The following is a 22,758-nucleotide window of genomic DNA, read 5'->3' as shown; positions in this document are numbered from 1 at the left end:
AAAAGCGCCGGCCGTGTTCATCGCAAGCCGCTAATAGCTCCTGTTGAAATTGATGTGTTGTATCCATATCCCCGTCTCGCTTTCCTCAGAAATTCTCTTTTAGTCTTCCTTAACAGATCATTGCTTTAACGGCGCAAATTTCTCGTCATATTCATCCTTTGAGATCGCCGGCGCCTCATAGACCCAGTCAATGCTGAACGACAGCGCCTTCGGCGCGTCGATCTCGCTGTTCAAATTAAACACCCGGTGGATTGCTTTCTTGTTGTCTTCGATTGAGCCCTGATACAACCGGACAATCGACATCCGATTCGGCGCCCGGTCGTTGACGCCGGAAATCCGCGCGCCGATCACATTGAATATGTTCTGATTCTGCACATAGCTGCGGTTCATCTTCTTCATCGTTAAGTTAAACAAGCCGATCATCTGTTCCATGCTTAGATTAGTCGACACGTTCTCGCCCGCCGCATCCAGCACCTTCAGCGCCTTATTGACATCCTTCAGCCGCACCGCTTCCGTCAAAATTGCCTGAATCACCTGCTGCTGATTGCTCTGACGCTGAAAATCTCCGGAATTATAAGAATGCCGTTCCCGGGCAAACGCCAGCGTCTGTTCGCCATTCAGCCGGTTAACGCCCTGCGGCACCCACACTGTCTGATGTCCACGTTCATCGGAGGAATCCTGACCGACAAATTCCTTCGGATTGTCGATGATCACGCCGCCTAAAGCGTCGACGATTTCAATGATACCGTGGAAGTTGCTTTCAAAGTAGAAGTCCACATCGACGTCCAGCAGCTGTTTCACCGTATCAATCGTGCATTGGCGGCCGCGCACGCGGGAATTGTTGATCTTATCCGACTTTTGATTGGTATAGCAGGCGATCGGCACATAGCTGTCGCGCGGGATGGACGTCAGCAGCACCGTCATGCTGCCTGGATTGACCGTTGCCAACATCAGCGCGTCGCTCCGGTCGTCGTCCACGCCGATGATCAGCACGGTGAACGGCTCCTTCGTCACGTCCTTATCGCTGCCCTGCTCGGTATGAATCGTCAGCGTGCGGTTAAAGTTATGCACATCGCGCAGCGCCGCCAGCTCCGGCGCGATTTCCTCGTTCGTTTCAAACATGCCCTTATAGTTTTCCGGCAGGGCGGCCACGTCGATTTCCTTGTTCAGCAGCCCTTTTAAAAGCCGTGTATAATCGGAATATTCACGGTATGTTACCTTTAACTTTAATTTTTCAATCTCGTTCTTCGGCATTTGATAGCCCTGCTGCGCCTGTTCGTCATCCAGAATCCCAAACACCTTGCCGTTGAGATCCTGCGCGCTCTGCAGCGCGGCATGCTCATCATCACCCAGCACGACAAAAGAAACGCCGACGGTTTCCTGCGACGATCCCTGATCCATCATCTTGTCCAGATTGACGTTCAGCCGGCCTTCGACATACACGCCAAACGCGCTGATCAAGCCGATCACGACCGCCGCCGTCATCGCGGTCTTCAACAGGCTGACGCTGCGCCGGCCAACGGCCAGCATCGCCAGGAAATTCAAAATCAGCGCCGCCGCCAGAACGATCAGATTCAGACGGATAAACAGCGTCCGGCTTAACGAGCTGAACTGCGTCAGCCCGAGCATCGCCAGCACCAGAAACAAATCGGCGGTCAGCACGAAAAAAGCCATGATCTGATTGATCAAGGTTAAATCACGCCGGACCTTCTTTTTCTTGTGCGGCTGAGTTTTACGTTTGTCCATGTCGGCAGTCCTCCAGAGGTTTAGCATTTGAACATCGCGGATTGCGATGCGTTTATCCGATTTACACTGGATTTATTTTAACATAGAGTCCTGCGCCCTGCAGAAGTTTCTGCGCTTTGTAAGAAATTTGAAAAACTCCCGGATCAGGATTTCCGGGAGCGAGGACGCGATGAATGGTTGACAGGATTGAATAATTTGGAGATCTCGTTGATCAAAATCAGGCTTGCGGACAAACCGAACACGACGGCCCAGCAGGTCCAGTCCAGCGCTGCGGTTTTCAGAATCATCTGGAAGATCGGCAGATTCACCACCATCACCTGCAGCGCCACGCCGATCACAAACGTCGCTAACAACAGCTTATTGCGGAGAATCCCAACCTTGAAAATCGAGTGGTCCAGACTGCGCAGATTCAAGCTGTGGAACAGCTGCGCGATCGACAGGACCATGAACGTCATCGTATGTGCTGTACGGGGATCATAGTTTGATCCGAATTTGAACGCGACTAACGAGATCGTGCCGATATACAGACCATTGAGCACCATGAACGCCCAGCCGCCGTTGGCGAACAGACTTTCCGTCGCCACGCGGGGTTTCTGATCCATAATATAGGGATCCTGTGGTTCGGCGGCCAGCGACAGCGCCGGGAACGCATCGGTAACCAGATTGATCCACAGAATCTGAATCGCCGAGAGCGGCGCCGGGGCGATCGGCATCAGCACGATTGCCAGAAACAGCGTCGTGATTTCCCCCAGATTGCAGGAAAGCAGATACAGCACAGCCTTCTGGATATTGAGATAAATGTTGCGGCCTTCCTCGACCGCGCTGATGATCGTCGCGAAATTATCGTCCGTCAGAATCAGATCGGACGTCTGCCGCGATACCTCCGTTCCGCTGCCCATCGCGATGCCGACGTCGGCCTGCTTCAATGAAGGCGCGTCGTTCACCCCGTCGCCGGTCATCGCCACGATCTTTTCATCCAACTGGTAGGCTTTCACAATCCGGACCTTATCCTGCGGCGTGGCGCGTGCGACAATCCGGATGCGCTGACAGGCCTGAGCCAGCTGATCATCGCTCAGATCCTGCATCTGCACCGAGGTCAGCACCTGCGCCAGCGATTGGGCGATGCCTAACTGGCGGCCGATGGCCAGCGCGGTCTCCGGATGATCGCCGGTGATCATCACGACGTCGATGCCTGCTTTATGCGCCAACGCAATCGCTTCTTTGACACCTTCCTTCGGGGGATCGATCATCCCTGCCATTCCGATAAAACATAACCGGGTTTCAAACTGACTCTCGTCCAGCGAGGCGACGGTGCGCGTCGCCAGCACCAGCACGCGCAGCGCTTCGCCGGCCATCTGTGCGGCGGCTTCCTCAATCTGCCGCCGCATCGGCGTTGTCAGCTCCACCCGCCGGCCATCCTGCCACAAATGCGTACATAACGGCAGCACGCTTTCCAACGCGCCCTTGACATAGACGATTTTTTCCAAGCCCGTCTGATGCACAGTGCTCATCCGTTTGCGCCGGGAATCAAACGGAATCTCGGCAACACGCGGGAACTGCCGGATGATCTGCGCGGCGTCGACGCCGTTATCCAGCGCCCAGCGCATCAGCGCCACTTCGGTCGGATCGCCGATGACACCCTCTGCGTCAAGCTTGGCGTTGCCGCACAGATAGAAGCCTTCCTTCAGCCTCCGTTCCGTCACTTTCTGCGACGTTGTCTGGATTTTACCATTCAGATAGTACGCGACAACCGTCATCCGGTTCTGCGTCAGCGTCCCGGTTTTATCCGTACAGATGACCGAAACCTGGCCGAGTGTTTCCACGGCGTGCAGCTTGCGCGCGATCGCGTGATGATCGCTCATTTTCTGGACGCCCAGCGCCAGGGAAATCGTCACGACCGCCGGCAGTCCCTCGGGAATCGCCGCCACCGCCAGGGAAATCGACGTCAGCAGCATTTCAAACAGATCGCGTTTCTGAATGACGGCGATCACAAAAATTGCCGCACAGATGATGACCGACAGCGCCCCCAGCACCTTTGACAACTCAGCCAAACGCCGCTGCAAGGGCGTCAGCAGCTTTTCCTCATGCTGCAAAAGCTTCGCGATCTTGCCGATCTCGCTGTCCATTCCCGTCGCCACGACCAACCCCGCGGCGTTGCCGTCCAAAACGATCGTCGAGGAAAACGCCATGTTTTTCTGATCCGCCAGCGGCAGCGTCTGATCCTTAGGGTAACGCGCCGAGGCATCCTTATCGACCGGCACCGATTCGCCGGTCAGGCTGGATTCCTCCACTTTCAGATGTACGGTTTCAATCAGGCGCAGATCCGCCGGCACGAAGTTGCCGGCTTCCAGAAACACCAGATCGCCCAAAACCAGCTCGGCTGCGTCGATCTGCTTCAGCTGTCCGTCACGCTTGACCACAGCTTTCATCGCGGTCATTTTTTCCAGCGCGTGCAGCGCTTTTTCCGCCTTCCATTCCTGGAATACCCCGATCAGCGCGTTGATCGTAATCACCGCAACGATGATGACGGAATCCATCACCTCATGCAGAAAAATGGAGATCACGGCCCCGAGGATCAGAATCAGGATCATCGGATCATTGAATTGTTCCGCGATTTTTTTCAGCAGTGATTCTTCTTTTTTCTTTTCCAGCTCGTTGCCGCCGAAGCGCTGCAGCCGGGCGGCCGCTTCTTTTTCACTCAGGCCCTCGCGGGCATTAGTCAGTGTTGCTGCTTCCAGTTCCTGTATAGTTTGACGATAGGGCATAGCACTTCTCCTTTACCTATTCCCATCTATATCGCAAATCCCCTCGGATTAGAACGCGGCGCAGCGCCGGATCGTCCGCAAAGCGTGCCAAAAAAAGCCGGATTCCTCCGGTTTTGGACTTTCTTTGACAAATGTTTATGAATTGCGGCGGCTGCCGCCCCATTCCACAACAGTAAATCCGGTTCTGGCCGGGGCCGGGTCTAACGTCTGCGGCTCCATTACAACCGCCTCGTCCAGACCTTCCGAGAGCATATAGACGCGGATCAGTGTATCCGGCTGCGGCTGGCATTGAAGCGGAACGAGCCGGGCATAATCGGCGCAGGGAAACGTAATCCGGTTATAGTCGGATTGGGAGAGGACCGGCAGCCAGTAGGTGATGAAATCGGCGCTCTCCCTTTCATTTAAGCCCAGAATCGCCAGCTTTTCCTCTAAGAAACCGACGGTATCCTCACGGGCTACGACAAACCCTTAATCAAAGTCGAAGTCATCCGGGATCTGCGCTTCGTAATAGAGATATGGATAGCGGCGATCCTGAATAATCAAATCCTCTGCCGTCACCGTGCCTGACCATCCCTGCCGATACTGCGGATAGCTGAGCGTCGGCGGCGTCCCCAAGGTCAGCGTGAAGTCGATTTCCGTATCCTTATAAAGATAAATCACCGGTTTATCCGCGCCGATTTCAGACTTTTCCGGTTCTCCTTCAAAGCAGGCCGGAATTTCTTTTAAATCACACAGGTTCATCAGCGCAGCCCGGTCAGCGTCTGTCAGCGGAGCATCCCAGCCCTGAAAGTAAATCTGTTGGCAGGAATTCGGTTCTTCCTTCAGCATCGGCCAGAGCTGTTCCCACGTCAGCTTCTGCGCTTGTGCCGCTTCCCATTGCGCCGGGGTGAACGCATAAACATCGGGAGTACAATACAAAAGCCAGTAGGGATGATCTGGATCCTCTGACTTCATCAGCGAATAAGTTCTTAACAGGGCATATTCCTCCATGATCCTTACCGGATCATATTCGCCATTATAAGCGTAATCGCAGTCATAGCGAAGCATCAGGTTCTCGATGTACGCTTTTTCCTGATCCCCCAGCTCCAGCTTTGTGTCTACAAAGCTGTAAAAGAGCTTCTTGCCATAGCGATATTGATTGTCAAGCAGCTCATCCTCCAGCGGGAGAATCCCCCGGCGCCGTTTCTGTTTTCTGCGAATCAAAATCATATTTTGTCACGCTCGCGGCGTCCTCGCTGGCAAACGTCACCGCCGCTACCGGATCGATATCCTTGCGATATTCCCCCGCAATGAAATAACAGCCCATTTCCTGCGGTCCCAGTGTGCGGTTGATCGGAATTTCGCGGATTCCGCCTCGGTTGCCTTTAAGATCCAGAGAAAGGATCTGAATTTCCTGATCGGTATGATTGGTGATCGCAACTTGATTTAAGGGTTGAGTAATATCGCGGCCTGTTTCATCCGCAGGTGAAAGTGTAATGGTAAACGCCGTCTCTGCCGAGATGACAGCCGGCGAAACGACGGGAGTCGGTTCTATCGGCGAAGAAGCTGGTACGCATCCGCCAAACAGGACAGCCAGCACGGCCACGATCCTGAGGCTTCGCTTTTTCCGCTGCATAATTTTCCCCCATTCCCACGTCTTGAATTCTTAGTCAGCCTGCGTTTATTGACATTGCCGAAGCAGTTCTTCCGCCTGACGGCGCTGTTTCGGATAGTAGAAATATTGATCCTCATGCAGGGAGTAGCCGTGCACCGCCAGCACTAAAAACCGCCGCGCCTGCCGTAAATCTGCTTCGGTCCCTTTCCCTTCCAAATAACATCGACCTAAGCGCAGGCAGACCTCCGGATAATCCATAAGCTCTCCCGTTTCCCGCAGATGCTGAAACAGCTTGCGGTAAAACTGAAACGCCCTGATTTCATCCTTTTTAACAAATTGACCACATTGGTAAGCGTCGGCAACCTTCATAATCGCTTCGGGATTTCCCAGCTTCGCCGCCTGCACAAAATAGCGGAATCCTTCGGCCGGATTCTTCGTCACGCCCCGCCCATAGGTATAACAATAACCCAAATTCGTCATCGCCTGACCGTTGCCCAGACTGGCGGATTCCAGATAATACCGCACAGCCGTCCTGAAGCCTTCCGGCGTTTCGCTTTGATACGCTTTTGCACCTTGATTCAATAATTCGTCGCTGCGTTCTTTTTGCATAATATAGTCCTCTTTATCTGCTTTAATCATACCGCAAAACAAGATGATGTTCATTTACAAATTGTTTATTATTCATATGAAATAAAGATGGAAACCTATTTTCGCAGCATTCCCATCTTTTTAACTTTTTGTGCTTTTTCCAGCCTTTGTTTACTGACCTTCTATATCTCACATTAAATTCCGTTTTTCTTACTCTGCGCTGAGTTCACGCAGCTGTTCCAGAAGCAGAACCCCGCAAAGCAGCACCGTCACCGAGGACAACGGACAACGCCGCTGACCGTCGATCGTCAGACAGGCATCCTTGTTGACACAGCAGTTGTCGATCACGATATCCGCCGTTTCAAACAAGCGCCGGCCGCTGGGATGATCGGACTTGATCACCGGCGACTGCTTCATGTTCGTGATCGCCGCAACTGTCGTTTTATTCGACCACAACAACCGCGCCAGCTCGACGTTCATCACACTTTTTCCGGTGTTGGACGGCATCAGGAATACGTCCTGGGGTTGAATTTTATATTTATCAATCAACATCTGGGCATAGTCGCGCTGCTTCTGCGTCCAGCCGCTCTGGACTGGATCGAATACCATCAATTCCTGTTCCAGAATCGGAACGACGTTATCCAGCGTCTTCTCCTGCGCCATCAAATCCTGAAGCATGTGCGAATGACCGCTGCCCATGACGATCAGCCGGCCTTGCTTCCGCTCCAGCTCCTCGGTGACTTTGGTTATCGAAGGCAGTTGGGTCTGTTCAAATTGTTCCAGAATTTCCAGCATGCTTTTATTCAGCTCATGCACAGCGCTGGCGGGATCGATCCCGGCCGCCGCCGCAAAACTGACGGCATTGACCGCCTGGGCGCCATAGACCTGCAGCATAGGCAGAAAACGTTCTTCTACGCTGAACAATCCCGGCGCTTCCGTCTGCCGGTCCGCCTGCAGCATCTGCCACTGAATCCCCAATCGCCGGCAGTGCTTTTCCATCGCGGCATACAGCGGCGTATCCTGACTGTGGAAGGACAAAACCAAATCATTCCGCTCTATTTTCCAGGCTTCGATCAGCACCCTGGCATATTCCGGACACCGGATTAACGAGGCATAGCGGCGATCGTAGGTCATCAGCTCACGGGGAAACAGACCGATGATTTCAGGATGTCCCTGCAGCCGGGCCGTCAGCTCTTCCGCAAACCAATGATCCTCGCCGATCCCGAAGGCATACACCTTCCTGCCTTCCGCCAGCGCCTGCGCTAACTGTGTCCCGATCCGGACAAACTGATCCATCTGCGATTCTGTCCAGCCCAGCCAGACCTTCTGGAACAAACGGCACTCTTCTTTCAGCATATTCAACACCTCTTCTCTAATTATACGGACAACGACGCAAAAAGGAAGCCTTCGCTTCCTTAAAATTGAATGACTATTCGACGACGATCCGAACTTTGTCGCCTTCCGCCGAAACCACGTCGACCAGTTCGCCGACCTGACCGTCTTCAACCAGTTTCATGATCAAGTCAAGATCCACGCCTTTCAGATCCACGTCCATTCCGCTGAGCTTCATCTGTTTGGTGAAATCCAGACCTGCGCGGATTAGCGACACCGGCACATTGACGCGCACCCGATCGTTATTGGCCGACTCAACCTGAATCCGCAGCATTTTCGGATGGGAAGGCGCGCTGTAAATCAGCGGACGCACCTCCGATTCAGCCGGTTTGGACGTCTTCTCCGTGCGTTTTTCACTTTCTTCGATCGCGTCCAGCAGCCGCAGCCCTTCTTCCACGCTCAGCGTGCCATCTTTGACCATTTCCATAATTTTTTCTCGGGAGTTCATGTTGTTCCTCCTACTTTTTTAACAGCGCAATCGCTTCTTCGGCGCTGATCTCGCCCTGCTGCAGCCGTGAGAGCACATCGTCGGCACGGACGGCAGGTTCTGCTTCCTGTTTGACCGGAAAGCCCATCTTGGTAATGATCGTATCCAGCATTTTCTTCACAGTCGGATAGGAAATATTGAATTCCTTTTCCATTTCCTTGATGTTGCCCTGAACCCGGATAAAGGTCTCGACGAACTGCAGTTCATCTCGATTCAGATAACTGAAACGGGATAAGGCAAACTCGCCGGTAATCTCCGTATGACAGCGGGTACAGGTTAACCGTGTCGCAAGCAGCTGATTGCCGCAGACCGGACACGTTCCGAACACTTCATTTCGCATCGTGTTTCCTCCTTATCCTAAAATATCAATGAGCACCCGATTCGGGCCGGATTCCACCTCGACCAGCCGGAATGGCTCGCAGGCTTTCAATTCCCTGACCGACGTCTGCACCAGTTCCAGAATCGCGTCGCGGTTATCCAGCAGGAGCTGCACGCTTTCATCGCGCGACTGAGCCGGAACATACTGCGATCCCCACAGCACAACTTTCAAGATTGCCGCGGCGGCGCTCAGCGGAATTGCCGGAATCACGACATTTTGTTCAGGCGACTCCACAATGATTTTAATCTTTTTGGCCATCCTCGTGTCCTCCTGAGAACATTATAAATTATATTTGAATTATTTCAAGAACTTTTTAATATTTTTAATATATTTATTAATTATTTAAATATCATTAATTCAAAATTTTATGAATTCCGTTTCGAATTCGAATGTAGACATAGGCCGAATGCAGGTCGGAAAACGTCTTCATGTGGTGATAATAGGAAAACGCCGGATCGCTTAACATATCCAATACGATGTAGCGCCAGCTGACGCCGGTTTCCGCCTGAATCCAGGCAGCCGCGCCCCGTTCCGGTTTGATCTGCCAACTTCCGCATTGCAGACACTGCTCCTGAAGCTCAACCACCATCCCGTCAAGCTGCTCGCACGGATGTTGATCGTCAAGAAAATAACGCACAAAAGAACATGCCTGTTTCAGGCTGTTCCAGACTTCTCTTTCCGCTTCGCCAACCCGCGCAACGGCGATTAATACCGGCGGATGATCCTGCGCATAACGAATAAAACGTTTCCGGCAAAGCTGCGCGTCATAACTGTCGCCGAGAATATCAGAATCCAGGTAAACCAGATCCATGACTGGGACCTCCTTCCGCATTGCTTCTATTCTTATTTTACCACGATCAAGCGCTTTCAACCAGAACAAGAAAAAAGACGGAACCAAAGCTCCGTCTTCATTCACATTCATTTATTTGCGGGAGAGAAAGAAACTTGGGATACCGCTGTTGTCTTCCTCGTCTTCTTCCGTTTCCTTTTTGATTTCTTCCGTGATCTTATTCGCGACCTTGACCGACGGTTTCGCCTGGGAAGGCACCTTGATCTTCGGCAGATCAAAGCCGGTGGCGATGACTGTCACGATGATCGATTCGCCGATCTTCTCGTTAATCGCTACGCCGAAGATGATGTCGATGTCATTGCCGGCCGCTTCGCGGATGTATTCGACCGCGTCGTTCGCGTCGTAAATCGAAATGTTCGCGCCGCCGGTGACGTTGACGATCGCCTTCTTGGCGCCGTTGATCTGAGCTTCCAATAACGGCGACTGAATCGCTTTCTGCGCCGCTTCCTGAGCCTTGTTATCGCCTTGGGAAATACCGATGCCGATCAGCGCGCTGCCCTGACCTTCCATGACCGAGCGCACGTCCGCAAAGTCGAGGTTAATCATGGCAGGAACCGCGATCAGATCGGTGATCGTCTGCACGCCCTGACGCAAAACGTTATCCGCTTCTTTAAACGCTTCAACAAACGGAATCCGGCCGATGACCTGAAGCAGCTGGTTGTTGGAAACGATGATCAGAGAATCAATGAATTCGCTCAACTGACTTAAACCGGCTTCGGCCTGCGCCATCCGCCGCGGTCCTTCAAAGGAGAACGGCTTGGTGACGATGCCGACGGTCAGCGCGCCCATTTCCTTGGCGATCTTCGCAAACAGCGGAGAAGCGCCGGTGCCGGTGCCGCCGCCCATGCCGGCGGTGATAAAGACCATATCGGAACCCTGCATCGCTTCACGGATTTCTTCTTCATTTTCCAAGGCCGCCTTGCGTCCCATTTCCGGGTTCGCGCCGGCGCCTAAGCCGCGGGTCGTTTCCCGGCCCAGTATAATTTTGTTTTCTACCGGAGACTTGTTGAGATCCTGCATGTCGGTATTGGCGACATAGAATTCAACGCCCTGAACGCCTTCCTCGACCATGCGGTTCACGGCGTTGCAGCCGGCGCCGCCGATGCCGAAGACTTTAATTTTCGCAACCTGATTGTATTCTAAATCCATCTTCATTCATCCTCTCGTTTCCTATTTCTGTTTGGCTTCAAAAAGCATGTCTTTTAATCGTTTTGTAATCGAATCGTCAACGCTGGTTTTTTCTTTCTTCAACCCGCCGATCGTCACCGCTTTTTCAAACTGTGCGGCGTTCACGCCGACCTGATCGGTATTTAACAGCGGCTGCTGATCCTTGTAGGCATAGAACAATCCCAGACACCCGGTTAACGCACTGTCGCGCACACCCAGGGTTTCCGGATAATACACCTTCGCCGGCGCTCCCAGATGATCCTGGACATATTCCGCGATTTCCTGCAGCTCGCCGCCTTCGCCGACGATCACAATCTGCGTCTTGCCCGCTTTGAGGATCGGACGGCACATTTGTTCAATCTGTTCCATCCAGGATTCCAGCGGTTCCCGAATCGCTTCGCACAGTTCCTTTTCGGAAAGCGTGTACGTTTTTGTATTTTTTGACCAGATATAGATCGGCGTCTGCACCGGACGACGCTGATTCAATCGCGTGTTGTATTTGACCAAGCGGACGGCTTCCGCCAGCGGCAGTTCGTACCGTTCCACCAGCGCCTGGCTCCACTGATCGATTCCCTGTTCGATAATCTCACAGCTCGCCAGCTTGCCCTTGGACAACAGCGACAGAGTCGTCGTCTGTTCTTCCAGCCGGATTAAAATTAAATTCTGATCCATCGTCTGCTCGAACAACGCCGCTTCCTTCGCGATCGCAAAGCTGTCCAGACTGATATCCAGCACTTCCAGCCCCGCCTGTTCGACACAGCTGACATATTCAAACGCGATCTTACGGTTCGCGCATAACAAATCGACGTCCACCGTCAGCTCGTCGCACAGCTCGCCGATCGGCATCCGCCGCGTCGAGATCCCATTGCACGTATACCGCACGCACACTGCGCTGATCAGCGCCAGTCCGTTCTCAATTTTCGTTTTCATGGCGTTTTTAACCGCTTCCCGAACATCAAGAACGGTTACCCGGCGGTCAAAAGAAGAAACCGGCACCGTAATCTTCAGCGATTTGCGCATCATATCCCGCGAGGGAATGGATAACAAAACCCGTTCAATCCGTGCACCGATCATGCGGGAAGCGTTTTCCGCCGCCCTCCGGATCGCTTTGACAATTTCATTGGGTTCCGTCAGCTGATGAAACTGAACGCCCGCCACAGGAACCCGTTCGACTTTGATTATATTAAAGCGAGTATTGAAGAACTCGCCTACCAGCAATCTAACTTCGTGATCCGCTATCTCCAGCGCCGCGAAAATCTGCTTGTCCATGCCTTTTTCGACCCCCTGAGCTACACATATATACTATATCATAAAACACTATTCAACAAAAGAATTTTTCCAACAATTCGCTTTGCCTTCCACGCCGGATAAAAATGATGTCAGCTTCCTGCGAACGCTGGCGATTTTGGCAGAAATCCGGCGGTTTTTCGTATTTCCAAGCCGCCGTTGTAAAAAAATCCTTTTTCTTTATCACCTTTTTCGGATAACGCCTTGCATTTTTTGGATGATCATGTTATAGTTTACAAGCGAAATTAAGACAGAAAGGGGGGTTACGGTTAATGTCTAGAGTATGTGCCGTATCCGGTAAAAAAGCCTTATCAGGAAATAAGCGTTCTCATTCCCTGCACGCATCCCGCCGCAAGTGGAACGTTAATTTACAAAAAGTTAAAGTGATGGTTGATGGTAAGCCACAGCGAATCCGTATTTCCGCCCGTGCTTTAAAAACACTGAAGGCTCAGCAGAAAAACGGTTAATTAAAAAGGAGTTCACGCTCCTTTTTTTCTTGGCTCAAGTTTCTCTCTGGCTGGTCTCTGTCAGGTTAAAGCCGGAAGACGCTGCTGCAAGCAGGCTAATTATTTTAATCTCGGTATTTAGAAAAAAAATTATTTAACAGGACCGCAGCCCAGGAAAATTGTTCTTTTTCCGATCGTCTGCGGTCTTTTTTTTCCAGATACTTCCAGGCGTTTTTCACTCAACTTTTGCTTTATTTCAGGATCGAACGATTACTCCGGCTGGGCATTGTTTTCCGCTTCCCGGATCGGGATCGTGTACTCCCCTTCGCTTTGCCATAGGCCGTCGCAATGCAGCCAGTCCGGTCCTTCGCAGCGGACAAGCCAGAAACGATAGTGAAGCCGGTCTTCCGCGATCCCATCGTAAAGCAGCCACAGCGTCTGACCGCCGTCGCTTTCCAGCAGCGCCTGCTGCCCATCGGTGCTGAGCGAAGCTTCCTTTTGCGCAAAGGCTTCATCCAGCAGGATCTGCATCGCCTGTGCGGGGGAACGGCGGTTAATATACATATAGGTTGTATCATAAAGACCGCTGACAAAATAATGCACCAATTCCGGCACCGCTGGAAACTCAGGTTCCAGCTCCACGGGCTCCAGTCCGCTCATTCCTTCCTCCAGGGAAGGCATCAGCGCTGCCAACACGGCGTTCTCCGCCCGCATCAAACGGAGCTTATAGGTCATCGTAAACGCTTCGCCGCTGGGTCCGGCGCCCTGGTTGCCTGGGGAAACCGCCCATTCGTTCGTTTTGACCTCCACGAGCTGATCGGCATCGGTCCCCGCCAGCACTTGTACAGAAGCCAGTTCCACGCGGATATCGACGCCGTTAACCCGATAGCCTTCATCCCGCTGACGCAGGGTCAACAAACTCAGCCAGAGCGGATCGGTGCTGGCGGTGTCCAGCTTCATTGCGCCGTTGGGTAATGGCTGCGATAACGTCGGATCCGCAAGGATCGTCTGACGCATCACTTCAACCAACGGCGTTTCGTCTTCCTCCGGAAGGTCCGGGGTCTGAAATAAACCGACATCAGGCAGGGGCGAGGTGCGGACAAAGTTCAGCGGCGCGGTCGGGTTCATTGCGACCGGACAGAGAATCAGCGAACCGTCGATGAACAGATCCTGTTCGTTCAACGTTCCCTCCTCGCTTAACACCAGCGTCCACTGCGGCAGTCCGTCCCGGCACAACGCCAGCGCCAGCGTCCCGAACGGCACCGCGTCGTCATAAGCATAATCTTCCTGAAGCGTTCCATTTTCCAGATGAATTCCCGTGCGGTCGACTACGATTTTCCAGCCGGCCGCGTTGGTTTCCATCAACGACCATTCGCCCTGGATCGCCGAAGCCATGTTATGATAGCTGATCGGATCGCCGCGGTCGCCAAACGTCGCGATCATCTGATGAACGCTCCGGTCCAGCGTTTGATAGGTGATTGCACAGACATCCTCGGCCAGCCACTGCAGCTTCACCGGCCCTTCCACCGTATAGGGAAACGTGTCTTTTTCACGCCGGTAAAGACCATAGCGGCTGCGGCAGAGCACAGTCTTCCCGGTTGTTTTATCCTGCTTGATCACGACCTGATGACGGCCGTCAGCGGAAAAGCTGATCGTTGTCGGCCGCTGCTGGATCGCCTGCTGCAGCTGCCAGCCAAACCCCGCCATCAGCACCAGCGCGATGCCCAAGCCGCTTTTTCGCCAGCTGGGCGTGCGGATCACAACGCTGCCGGATAAAGTCAATGCCAGAACCAACATTAAATTTAACAGCGGTGAAATCCAGTCCGCAATGTATTCCCAGCCTCGGGCACGGACGATCGTGTACGTCACAATTTGAAGCGCAAGAATTCCGACCGCCACGATCAGGCATACGATGGCCGCCGCAGTCCAGCCGTGGCGTCGCTGCCGGGTTTGCCGCGCCTGATCCAGCTCGACCAGTGAAGGCGATTCGGTTTGAGGCGTCTCCGTCTGCGCAGCGGCAGGGTCATCCTGAACGAGCTCGTCGACTGAAATTCCAAAGCAATTCGCTAACTGACGCAGCTTGTCCAGACTGGGAACTGATTGTCCGGCCTCCCACTTTGACACCGCCTGCCGGGAAACCGCGCATTTTTGAGCCAGCTGTTCCTGTGTCCAGCCGGCCGCTTTGCGCCTCCGCTGAATATTTTCCGCTAATTTCACCATCGTCCACTCCTTCCGACAGAAATCAGTGTAGCACGATCAAAACGGCATTTCCAGCCCAGAAACCGACAAAACAAAAAGGCAACCGACGGTTGCCAGGATCCTTCATCCTTCAGATTTATTCAACATGAAAAAGCAGGGAGATCTGATCTTCCGAACAATCCGCATGCCCGCTTTCCCGAGCGATTTCCACGCCACCCTGCCGGAAGTAAAACGCCAGCGCGCGTTCGTTGTGCTCATTGCAGCGGCAGCCAAAGACCGTGAATCCCGCCTGCTTCACCCGGCGTTCAATTTCCTGCCAGACCTGCCGTCCCAGCCCACGATGTTGAAAATCGGATATCAAATAGAGGGCGTTGACGCTGATCGGCGGCCCGGTCCATCCCGGACGGGGTTTTCCCAGCACAAAATAACCAGCGTCCTCCCCTTCCTCGCAAAGCAGCACGACCTGATTTGCCGGATCCGCGATCAACCGCCGGAATTTTTCCGCGTGCCGGGCTTCGTCAAACTTCAGGAGTTTTTGCGCTGGATAAATTCCCGTATAGGTTTCCTGCCACACCCGGCGTTTCAGCTTTGCCAGCCGGTCCGCCAACCCGGCGTTAGCTTCGATCATGATCATGCGTCCATCTGCTCCCGGATTTGTTCCGCCAGCCTTTCCACGTTGATGCGCGCCGGATCCGTGCAGTCAACCGGGATCAGCGTACCGATCGCAAAGCGCCGGTATCCGCGCTGCGCAATACTTTGTTCAAAAACATCAAAGCTCAGCGTCTTCACTTCTGTCGGTGCTCCGACTTCCGGATACCGGTCGTTCACGACATGGCCGCGGTGCCGGGTCGGCGATTGATCACGCTTGACAAACCGCTCATAAACCGCCCGGGTTTCCCCATCGAACAGAATTGTGATCATCCGGCAGCCGGTTCGCTCCTGCAGCGCCTGCAAGCCCGGCTGGGAAAGATCCTCAAAATTATTCTCCAGAATCACCGACTGACCGGCCGCTAAACAACGCTCTGCCGCATAATAAAGAATTTCCATCGCCGCCAGACCGAGCTGAACCTTTTCCTGCCGGCTTTGAAAACCAATCCGGTCGAACAGCTTCTCTTTGATCTCATCCTTGGACAACATCGCGATCCCCAGCTTTTCGCTGAGCCGGAGCGCCGCCGTGGTTTTTCCGCTGGCCGGCATCCCGGCAATACAAATACAAGTTTTCATCGTCATGTTCAAAATCAAGACTCTCAATCAGGAAGGCTTGATTATTTACTCCTTTTTTTCATTATACCGCACCGGCGGCATTCCGCCAACGGACTCACGGTCTTGATTCCTGCGGTTAAGTCGGATCATCTTCATCAGGCAGGAAAACGATGCCGCATCCTCAATCCGACTATCCTTACAATCGCTTCAGCTTACCCTTTTCAAAATAATAGATGTCTTCCTGCTTAAAGCCATAAAGCGAACCCGGCAGACAAATATGGGGTTCAAAGGTAAACATTTTAACGTCCGACAATTTCGTACCATTCCCTTTTTCAATGTAGATCCGATCTTGTTTATCCTGAACGATCGAATGGCCCAGATTTCCCAGATAATCCAGGTTCACAAAGCCTTACTTTGTGATTTCTTCATTCATGACATAATATAACTCCTCAAACGTCATGGCTTCCGTTGCCGCCTCCGTCAAAACGTGATGCAAATGATCTTCCATGCGCAGTCCCCGCTTCCATTCCGGATGGCGGATATCCGCCGGATGAACAACCACTTTCCCGGCTTCGATCACAATCGTTCTTGCGTAATCGCCCCAGATCCGCTGACACTGCGGGCTCAGATCTACGGTCAGAAGATCATTTTCATGAATCCGCCGGTCCGCGGTTGTATAGTCTTTCCCGGAAATTGAAATTGTCGTTTCCTCCCCGGAAAAAACAAACGCCCCGACATCATAGTACCAAAATGAATCGGCCCCGTTTTCCAGCATAAACCGCTCGCATAAGCTTCTTACTTCCACTAACGACATCCCCGCCGATAAATTCTGCATCAGGTATTCCATCGTCGCCCGGCTTAAATTCTGCATCGTTAAAGAATCCACGCTGATCTCTCCTTTTAAAGACAAAGCCTTACTCCCCGTTGAGGAAATAAGGCTGTTCAGATAATTTTATTTCAAACATGCGTTTGTGCGGCTTTCCTTCGCTGAGAATTGGATTATTCGCCTTCGTCGCGGCTGCGGACGACAAGCAGCCGGCCCTGATCCAGCGTCAGTACCGCTTCGTCCGCCGCGATTTCATTCGAGATGCCGATCGTGTCGCCGCGCTCCATCACATAATGATCGAGCGGATATAGAAACCCTTCCAACGTCAGCACCGCCGGCTCCACCGCGAAAAAGGAAATGAAGCGGCGGGCATCGGGATGAAACACATGCCGTCCCGAATCCAGACAGAACAATTCATTGTTTTTCTCTCGCAGAATGACCGGCAGCTTCTGATGCATGACCAGAAGCAGATTGGCCAGCTGATGATCCTGTCTTCCGCCGACCCCGCCGATCAGAACCATCGGATTATAGCCTTGCCCGGCAGCCCAGCGCAGCGCCGACAGCGCGTCGGTTTCATCCTTCATCGCCGGCAGCACCTGCATCTGATCGGCATATTGCCGGATCAGTTCCTTTTGCGGCGGAGTGACCGAGTCAAAATCGCCGATCGCCATTACCATTCGCCGGTGTGCTTGAGCGCAGATCAGCGCCCCGCGGTCCGCGCCGATCAGATCCCCTTCAGCCAGCGTACAGTCCTGCGCCAGCCCCAGCACGATCGTGCACGGCTTTAACATAACGAATCAACGGCTTCCACAATGTTGTTTTTAAAGATATAGCTGCCGGCGACCAGCACATCCGCGCCGGCCTCACGGCACAGCTTCCCGGTTTCGGCGTTGATCCCGCCGTCGACCTCGATCCGCAGATCAGCGCCGGCCGCCTGCGCCCACTGGCGCAGCACGGTAATTTTATCCAATGCCGACGGATCAAACTGCTGCCCGCCGAAGCCCGGTTCCACCGACATCACCAACACCAGATCGAAATCCTGCCACAACGCTTCCAGCACGGACACCGGCGTTTGCGGCTTGATCGAAATGCCCGGCTTCACGCCTAGCGCACGCAGCTCTTTGGCCAGCGCGCGGCAGTCCTGGGCATCGTTCATCGCTTCGTAGTGAAACGTGATCCACTGCGCTCCCGCCTGGGCAAAGACCGGCGCGTACTTCCGCGGATCGCTGATCATCAGATGCACGTCCAGCTGGCGGTCGGTCAGCTTGCGGAACGCCTTGAGAATGTCCGGGCCGAACGTCAGGTTCGGCACAAAATGGCCGTCCATCACATCATAATGCAGCCACTGGGCGCGGGAAGCGTTGACCGCGTCCATCTGGGAATTCAGCTGGGAAAAATCCAGCGATAAAATCGAGGGGGATATGATCGTCATCAATATTTCTCCTTTCGGCCCTGCACCAGGGTCAGACAATCCAAATAGTCCGCATAGCGGATCCGGGAGACCTGCCGGTCTTCTACGGCCTGCTTGATCGCGCAGCCCGGTTCGTTTTGATGAATGCAGTCGCGAAACCGGCACCGGCCTAAATACGGCGCGAAGTCCGGGACGCTCTGCGCCAGCTCGGTCGGCGTCATGCGGCTGAAATCCAGCGAGGAAAAGCCCGGCGTATCGGCCACCCAGCCGCCGGCCACCTCGTGCAGCTCGACATGCCGGGTCGTATGCTTGCCGCGGCCCAGCGCTTTGGAAATCTCCTGAGTCTGCAGCTGAAACTCAGGGTTCAGCTTATTCAATAAGGAAGACTTGCCGACGCCGCTCTGACCGGTCAGCACCGTCACCTTGCCCCGCAGCACCCCGGCCAGGTTTTCATCGAGCTCTTCCCGGCCGCTCAGCACAACTTCATATCCGCTCTGGCGGTAATCCTCAATCCAGCCGTGAACCGGGTCGTCCGGCTGAACTAAATCCATCTTGGTGATGCACAGCACCGGCTTGATCGAAGCGTTGACGATCAGAAACAGAATCCAGTCGACGAGCGTGCAGGAAAAATCCGGATCCTTTGCGGACATGACGATCAGCGCCTGATCGACATTGGCAACCGGCGGACGGATCAGGGAGTTCATCCGCGGACGAATCCGCTCGATTCCGGTCTGATCGCCGAAATCCGTATATTCGACCCAATCGCCCACGCGCGGTTTGTCCTGCCGCCGGACCTTGCCCATCGCCACGCATGCCACGCGGCGGCCTTCCTCGTCCGCAACCAGATACTGGTTGGAAATAATTCTGATTATTCTTCCGATCATAACGCTCCTTTTCTAATCGTTCCGATGGATGCTTTAATAATAATATAAGGTAATATAGCTGTCTTCATTTTGTTCATACAACGTGCCGAAACCCGGCGAACAGTTGATCACGACGCCCCGCGGCAGATTCGCGGCTTCTTCCTCGCTCATGCCGCTGGTATCCAGCACGGAAAGCATGACTTCCCCACCCTGGCTTTCCAACAGCGACTGGGCCTCAAAGACGTCCATGCCTTTGATCGACCAGTCAATCTGGAAGGTCGGATACGCGGCGATCACAAACCGGATCGTATTGGTTTTCTGCGGATCGATCTTGGTCTGTGGATCGAGCAGTTCCTGTCGCAGGATCGTGCCCGGCGCGCTGTCGCTGGCTTCCTGGCTTGTCTGAATGCGGATATTGGAACCCTCCAGCTTTTCGCGGGCCTCGCCGATCTTCATTCCGACGTAATTTTCAACGACGACATAGCGGCCCAGCGATACCTTGATCTTCACCTGACTGCCGCCCGTCAGTGCCGTACCCGCGGCCGGATCGCTTTCATAGATTCGGTCTTTCTCCACGTCGTCGGTTAACGCGTAGCTGATCTCCGCGCGGTTCAGCTCCAGCCCGGCGTCGCTGAGCGTGGAAGCTGCCTGCTCGACCGTCAGGTTGATCAACGGCGGCACTTCGACCAGCTGGCTTTTGCCGCCCCAGTTGCCGGTCAGCGCGAGGATAAAGACCACCGCCGCGATTGACAGAACGACTAACCCGGTGATCAGCAGGCCCACCCAGGCGTTGCTTTTCTTCTTCCGTTTCTTTTTCTTTTTGTTCGGCTTGGCCGAGGGATGTGAGGAACCGTTCTCCTTGCGCCGGGCCGTGTCGATGGCGATCGTCTTGTTGCCCTCGCTCGGTGTTTTGAACACGACGCGCGGCTCATCAGCGCGCTGCGGGGACAGGCAGGTCGTTAAATCCTGAAGCATGGCCTCGCAGCTGGGATAGCGGAAATTCTTATTTTTCGCGGTCGCCCGCAGGATCACGTTTTCAACGGCCTGGGGCAGCTGCGGATTGAGCTTGCGGATCGAGGGGATTTCCTCGCGCATGTGCTTCATCGCGATCTGTACGGCCTGTTCGCCATGGAACGGCACCTCGCCGGAAAGCAGCTCGTAGAACACGATGCCTAAGGAATAAATATCGCTCTGGCGCGTTGCGGCTTCCCCGCGCGCCACCTCCGGGGCAAGATAGTGAACCGACCCCATGACCGAATCCGACTGCGTCAGCTGCAGCGCATCCTGCGCCAAGGCGATGCCGAAGTCGACGACCTTGAGCGTACCGTCATCTTTGATCAGTACGTTCTGCGGCTTGATATCACGGTGAATGATATTGCAGCGGTGCGCTTCGGCAACCGCGCTGACCAACTGCTTCATAATCGCCACGGCTTCTTCCTTGCACAAAGCGCCGCGCTGGGCGATCAGCTGTTTCAGATCCTTGCCGCGGACGTATTCCATCACGATGTAATGGTAGCCGTTTTCCTCGCCGACGTCGTATATGTCGACAATGTTGGGATGCGAGAGCGCCGTGGAGGCGTTGGCTTCCCGCTGAAACCGCAGCAGCGCAACGGGATCGTTGCTTAATTCCCCGCGCAGCACCTTTACCGCGACCTCCCGGTTGAGCAGCGTGTCGACAGCGACATAGACGTCCGCCATTCCGCCCTGGCCGATGTGCTTGACGACCATGTAGCGCTTGGCAATCATTTTGTTCATCGCTTATCCCCCGCTTCCTTCTGGATCAGGATGATCGTGATGTTGTCGTAGCCGCCCTGCAGCAGCGCCAGATTCATCAGCTGTTTGCTTTTGGCCTGCAGCGTCTGGCGGCTGTCGAGCATGACCTTGGCGATCACACTGTCGGGCACATAGCCGTGTAGTCCGTCGGAGCATAATAAAAACGTATCCGCCAGATCGTCAATCCGCGTCAGATCGATGCGGATGTTGGACCAGATGCCCAGGGCGTTGGTCAACATATTCCGCTTCGGATGATTCATCATTTCTTCCTCGCTCAGCTCTCCATGGTTGACCATGTCCTGAACCAGCGTGTGATCCTGCGTCAGGCAGCGGAAGCTGCCATCCTGAAACGAAGCATAGGCACGGCTGTCGCCGACGTTGATCACGTAGCTGCCCTGCGGGATCAGCAGCACCCCGACCAGAGTCGTGCCCATTCCCTGATATTCCCGGCGGGTTGTCGAAAGCGTGAACACGGTGTCGTTGGCCTTGCGGATCTGATAGCGCAGCCAGGTCAGAGCTTCCTCCTCATCCTTAAAGCCTTTGTTCGCGCTGAACACCTCGCTGAAATACTGGATCGCGGTCTGTGACGCCACGTCGCCGGAATTGCCCCCGCCGATGCCGTCGCAGACCAAAGCGAAAACATCGCCTACCTCATTGGAGGCGATGACATAGCTGTCCTGATTGTTTGCGCGGACCAAGCCGGTATCGGTAGCGCCGAAGCACTTCATTGCCCGCGCATCCTTTCATGCTTGGCGCGCAGCTGCCCGCACGCGGCGTCGATGTCGTTGCCGTGCTCCTGGCGCAGCGTCGCTTTCACGCCCTGCTTCATCAGCACGTCGTAAAAGCGCATCGCGGATTTGTAATCCGTACTCTTATAGCCGTTTTCATCGACTTGATTGTAGGGAATCAGATTGACGTAAGCGTTCATGCCGCGGATCAGGGAAGCCAGCTTCACCGCCATCTCGTTGGTGTCGTTGACGCCTTGAAGCAGAATGTATTCAAACGTCAGGCGGCGGTTGTTCTCCACCGAATAGCGCCGCAGACAAGCCATGAGCGGCCCTAACGGATAAGCCTTGTTGACCGGCATGATCCGGCTGCGCAGCTCATCGGTCGGGGCGTGCAGCGAGATCGCCAGGTTGTACTGCTTATGCTCGGCCGCAAACCGATCGATGCTCGGAATCAGCCCGCTGGTCGAAATCGTGATGTGGCGGGCGCCGATCGCCAGCCCCTTGTCATGGTTGATCGTGTTGCAGAAATTCAGCACGTTGTCATAATTGTCAAACGGTTCGCCCGTGCCCATGACGACGACGTGCGAAATCCGGTCTTCTTCCTTGTCCAGCTCCAGCTGCACGGTCATGACCTGTGCGACCATTTCACCGCTGGTCAGATCCCGCTGTTTTTTCAGCAGACCGCTGGCGCAGAACGTGCAGCCCATGTTGCAGCCGATCTGCGAGGTTACGCATAAGGAGCGGCCGTAATTGTAGGTCATCAAGACGCACTCGACCAACGCCCCGTCGCCCAGCTCAAACAAAAACTTGATCGTGCCGTCGCGCGACACCTGCTTTTCAACAAGCTGGATCGGATTGATGCAGAACTGTTCCTTCAGCGCTGCGATCATCTCCTTGCTTAAATCGGTCATCTGATCGAAGGACGTCGCATGCTTGCGGTACAGCCATTGAAAAATCTGATCGGCCCGGTATTTTTTCCATCCCAGGCTGAGGACGAGTTCCTCAAGTCCGGAATAACTGTAATCATAAATTGTTTTCATTCTATCACCGTCCT

General features: G+C 54.1%; 24 protein-coding genes. 1 reads left to right on the top strand and 23 read right to left on the bottom strand.

What is annotated here, in order from left to right; all coding sequences use genetic code 11:
• Positions 1-117: 117 nt before the first annotated feature.
• From I2G61_RS09495 to I2G61_RS09440, 12 genes are all read right to left on the bottom strand, one after another.
• Positions 118-1,746, bottom strand: a complete 1,629-nt coding sequence (locus tag I2G61_RS09495; RefSeq protein WP_072684204.1) for an LCP family protein — start codon at positions 1,744-1,746, stop codon at positions 118-120.
• A 143-nt stretch (positions 1,747-1,889) separates the two neighbouring features.
• Positions 1,890-4,511: a cation-translocating P-type ATPase gene (locus tag I2G61_RS09490; protein WP_195548215.1), complete on the bottom strand. Its 2,622-nt coding sequence runs from the start codon at positions 4,509-4,511 to the stop codon at positions 1,890-1,892.
• 468 nt (positions 4,512-4,979) lie between these two features.
• Positions 4,980-5,720 (bottom strand): hypothetical protein, encoded by a 741-nt coding sequence (locus I2G61_RS09485; protein ID WP_195548214.1) that lies wholly within the window; start codon positions 5,718-5,720, stop codon positions 4,980-4,982.
• Positions 5,662-6,126, bottom strand: a complete 465-nt coding sequence (locus I2G61_RS09480) for a hypothetical protein (protein ID WP_195397057.1) — start codon at positions 6,124-6,126, stop codon at positions 5,662-5,664. The genes I2G61_RS09485 and I2G61_RS09480 overlap by 59 nt, the downstream gene beginning before the upstream one ends.
• Before the next feature lie 45 nt (positions 6,127-6,171).
• The gene (locus I2G61_RS09475; protein ID WP_195397058.1) at positions 6,172-6,714 is read right to left on the bottom strand and encodes a tetratricopeptide repeat protein; all 543 of its coding nucleotides are present in this window, start codon (positions 6,712-6,714) and stop codon (positions 6,172-6,174) included.
• A 189-nt stretch (positions 6,715-6,903) separates the two neighbouring features.
• Positions 6,904-8,049 (bottom strand): SIS domain-containing protein, encoded by a 1,146-nt coding sequence (locus tag I2G61_RS09470; RefSeq protein ID WP_195548213.1) that lies wholly within the window; start codon positions 8,047-8,049, stop codon positions 6,904-6,906.
• A 73-nt stretch (positions 8,050-8,122) separates the two neighbouring features.
• Entirely contained in the window at positions 8,123-8,533 is a 411-nt protein-coding gene (locus tag I2G61_RS09465; RefSeq protein WP_072684198.1) for a hypothetical protein, read from the bottom strand.
• Between the two features lie 10 nt (positions 8,534-8,543).
• Positions 8,544-8,912, bottom strand: coding sequence for a DUF2089 domain-containing protein (locus tag I2G61_RS09460; protein ID WP_006058960.1), 369 nt, complete (start codon positions 8,910-8,912; stop codon positions 8,544-8,546).
• A gap of 12 nt (positions 8,913-8,924) precedes the next feature.
• Positions 8,925-9,209, bottom strand: a complete 285-nt coding sequence (locus I2G61_RS09455) for a hypothetical protein (protein WP_195397060.1) — start codon at positions 9,207-9,209, stop codon at positions 8,925-8,927.
• A 94-nt stretch (positions 9,210-9,303) separates the two neighbouring features.
• Positions 9,304-9,762, bottom strand: a complete 459-nt coding sequence (locus tag I2G61_RS09450; RefSeq protein WP_195397061.1) for a hypothetical protein — start codon at positions 9,760-9,762, stop codon at positions 9,304-9,306.
• 111 nt (positions 9,763-9,873) lie between these two features.
• Positions 9,874-10,950 carry a cell division protein FtsZ gene (gene ftsZ / locus I2G61_RS09445; RefSeq protein ID WP_083538534.1) on the bottom strand — a complete coding sequence of 359 codons (1,077 nt, stop codon included), beginning with the start codon at positions 10,948-10,950 and terminating at the stop codon, positions 9,874-9,876.
• A gap of 21 nt (positions 10,951-10,971) precedes the next feature.
• Positions 10,972-12,237: a hypothetical protein gene (locus I2G61_RS09440; protein ID WP_072684194.1), complete on the bottom strand. Its 1,266-nt coding sequence runs from the start codon at positions 12,235-12,237 to the stop codon at positions 10,972-10,974.
• A gap of 290 nt (positions 12,238-12,527) precedes the next feature.
• On the opposite strand from I2G61_RS09440, the gene rpmB reads away from it, so the two are divergent.
• Positions 12,528-12,722, top strand: coding sequence for a 50S ribosomal protein L28 (rpmB, locus tag I2G61_RS09435; protein ID WP_006058954.1), 195 nt, complete (start codon positions 12,528-12,530; stop codon positions 12,720-12,722).
• Between the two features lie 249 nt (positions 12,723-12,971).
• Here rpmB and I2G61_RS09430 read toward each other — a convergent pair whose 3' ends face one another.
• From I2G61_RS09430 to rlmN, 11 genes are all read right to left on the bottom strand, one after another.
• On the bottom strand, positions 12,972-14,921 hold the full coding sequence (locus tag I2G61_RS09430; protein WP_229100730.1) for a helix-turn-helix domain-containing protein: 1,950 nt from the start codon (positions 14,919-14,921) through the stop codon (positions 12,972-12,974).
• A 115-nt stretch (positions 14,922-15,036) separates the two neighbouring features.
• Positions 15,037-15,534 (bottom strand): GNAT family N-acetyltransferase, encoded by a 498-nt coding sequence (locus I2G61_RS09425; RefSeq protein WP_195548212.1) that lies wholly within the window; start codon positions 15,532-15,534, stop codon positions 15,037-15,039.
• Entirely contained in the window at positions 15,531-16,130 is a 600-nt protein-coding gene (locus tag I2G61_RS09420; RefSeq protein WP_195548211.1) for an AAA family ATPase, read from the bottom strand. Before I2G61_RS09420 ends, I2G61_RS09425 begins: the two co-directional genes overlap by 4 nt.
• 169 nt (positions 16,131-16,299) lie before the next feature.
• Positions 16,300-16,506, bottom strand: coding sequence for a hypothetical protein (locus I2G61_RS16475; RefSeq protein ID WP_229100729.1), 207 nt, complete (start codon positions 16,504-16,506; stop codon positions 16,300-16,302).
• Between the two features lie 6 nt (positions 16,507-16,512).
• Positions 16,513-16,989: a M24 family metallopeptidase gene (locus I2G61_RS16470; RefSeq protein ID WP_295769981.1), complete on the bottom strand. Its 477-nt coding sequence runs from the start codon at positions 16,987-16,989 to the stop codon at positions 16,513-16,515.
• A gap of 113 nt (positions 16,990-17,102) precedes the next feature.
• Positions 17,103-17,720 (bottom strand): thiamine diphosphokinase, encoded by a 618-nt coding sequence (locus I2G61_RS09410; RefSeq protein ID WP_195548210.1) that lies wholly within the window; start codon positions 17,718-17,720, stop codon positions 17,103-17,105.
• Positions 17,714-18,361: a ribulose-phosphate 3-epimerase gene (gene rpe, locus I2G61_RS09405; protein WP_006058947.1), complete on the bottom strand. Its 648-nt coding sequence runs from the start codon at positions 18,359-18,361 to the stop codon at positions 17,714-17,716. The genes I2G61_RS09410 and rpe overlap by 7 nt, the downstream gene beginning before the upstream one ends.
• Positions 18,361-19,224 (bottom strand): ribosome small subunit-dependent GTPase A, encoded by an 864-nt coding sequence (gene rsgA / locus I2G61_RS09400; protein ID WP_195548209.1) that lies wholly within the window; start codon positions 19,222-19,224, stop codon positions 18,361-18,363. The genes rpe and rsgA overlap by 1 nt, the downstream gene beginning before the upstream one ends.
• Before the next feature lie 33 nt (positions 19,225-19,257).
• Positions 19,258-20,958: a Stk1 family PASTA domain-containing Ser/Thr kinase gene (gene pknB, locus I2G61_RS09395; protein ID WP_195548208.1), complete on the bottom strand. Its 1,701-nt coding sequence runs from the start codon at positions 20,956-20,958 to the stop codon at positions 19,258-19,260.
• The gene (locus tag I2G61_RS09390) at positions 20,955-21,704 is read right to left on the bottom strand and encodes a Stp1/IreP family PP2C-type Ser/Thr phosphatase (RefSeq protein WP_195548207.1); all 750 of its coding nucleotides are present in this window, start codon (positions 21,702-21,704) and stop codon (positions 20,955-20,957) included. The genes pknB and I2G61_RS09390 overlap by 4 nt, the downstream gene beginning before the upstream one ends.
• Positions 21,701-22,744, bottom strand: coding sequence for a 23S rRNA (adenine(2503)-C(2))-methyltransferase RlmN (gene rlmN, locus I2G61_RS09385; RefSeq protein WP_072684187.1), 1,044 nt, complete (start codon positions 22,742-22,744; stop codon positions 21,701-21,703). Before rlmN ends, I2G61_RS09390 begins: the two co-directional genes overlap by 4 nt.
• Between the last annotated feature and the right edge of the window lie 14 nt (positions 22,745-22,758).

The organism is Holdemania sp. 1001095H_141210_F2, from assembly GCF_015558105.1.
Taxonomy (GTDB): Bacteria; Bacillota_I; Bacilli_A; order Erysipelotrichales; family Erysipelotrichaceae; genus Holdemania.
The sequence above is the reverse complement of the archived record's forward strand: the minus strand, read 5'-3'. Positions and strand labels throughout refer to the sequence as shown.

Coding starts and splice junctions, on each gene's coding strand:
- I2G61_RS09495 (WP_072684204.1), bottom strand. CDS start 1,746: ATGGACAAACGTAAAACTCAGCCGCACAAGAAAAAGAAGGTCCGGCGT.
- I2G61_RS09390 (WP_195548207.1), bottom strand. CDS start 21,704: ATGAAGTGCTTCGGCGCTACCGATACCGGCTTGGTCCGCGCAAACAAT.
- I2G61_RS09420 (WP_195548211.1), bottom strand. CDS start 16,130: ATGACGATGAAAACTTGTATTTGTATTGCCGGGATGCCGGCCAGCGGA.
- rlmN (WP_072684187.1), bottom strand. CDS start 22,744: ATGAAAACAATTTATGATTACAGTTATTCCGGACTTGAGGAACTCGTC.
- rsgA (WP_195548209.1), bottom strand. CDS start 19,224: ATGATCGGAAGAATAATCAGAATTATTTCCAACCAGTATCTGGTTGCG.
- I2G61_RS09480 (WP_195397057.1), bottom strand. CDS start 6,126: ATGCAGCGGAAAAAGCGAAGCCTCAGGATCGTGGCCGTGCTGGCTGTC.
- I2G61_RS09490 (WP_195548215.1), bottom strand. CDS start 4,511: ATGCCCTATCGTCAAACTATACAGGAACTGGAAGCAGCAACACTGACT.
- pknB (WP_195548208.1), bottom strand. CDS start 20,958: ATGAACAAAATGATTGCCAAGCGCTACATGGTCGTCAAGCACATCGGC.
- I2G61_RS09485 (WP_195548214.1), bottom strand. CDS start 5,720: ATGATTTTGATTCGCAGAAAACAGAAACGGCGCCGGGGGATTCTCCCG.
- ftsZ (WP_083538534.1), bottom strand. CDS start 10,950: ATGGATTTAGAATACAATCAGGTTGCGAAAATTAAAGTCTTCGGCATC.
- I2G61_RS09465 (WP_072684198.1), bottom strand. CDS start 8,533: ATGAACTCCCGAGAAAAAATTATGGAAATGGTCAAAGATGGCACGCTG.
- I2G61_RS09425 (WP_195548212.1), bottom strand. CDS start 15,534: ATGATCATGATCGAAGCTAACGCCGGGTTGGCGGACCGGCTGGCAAAG.
- I2G61_RS09455 (WP_195397060.1), bottom strand. CDS start 9,209: ATGGCCAAAAAGATTAAAATCATTGTGGAGTCGCCTGAACAAAATGTC.
- I2G61_RS09430 (WP_229100730.1), bottom strand. CDS start 14,921: ATGGTGAAATTAGCGGAAAATATTCAGCGGAGGCGCAAAGCGGCCGGC.
- rpe (WP_006058947.1), bottom strand. CDS start 18,361: ATGACGATCATATCCCCCTCGATTTTATCGCTGGATTTTTCCCAGCTG.
- I2G61_RS09475 (WP_195397058.1), bottom strand. CDS start 6,714: ATGCAAAAAGAACGCAGCGACGAATTATTGAATCAAGGTGCAAAAGCG.
- rpmB (WP_006058954.1), top strand. CDS start 12,528: ATGTCTAGAGTATGTGCCGTATCCGGTAAAAAAGCCTTATCAGGAAAT.
- I2G61_RS09470 (WP_195548213.1), bottom strand. CDS start 8,049: ATGCTGAAAGAAGAGTGCCGTTTGTTCCAGAAGGTCTGGCTGGGCTGG.
- I2G61_RS09460 (WP_006058960.1), bottom strand. CDS start 8,912: ATGCGAAATGAAGTGTTCGGAACGTGTCCGGTCTGCGGCAATCAGCTG.
- I2G61_RS09440 (WP_072684194.1), bottom strand. CDS start 12,237: ATGGACAAGCAGATTTTCGCGGCGCTGGAGATAGCGGATCACGAAGTT.
- I2G61_RS09450 (WP_195397061.1), bottom strand. CDS start 9,762: ATGGATCTGGTTTACCTGGATTCTGATATTCTCGGCGACAGTTATGAC.
- I2G61_RS09410 (WP_195548210.1), bottom strand. CDS start 17,720: ATGTTAAAGCCGTGCACGATCGTGCTGGGGCTGGCGCAGGACTGTACG.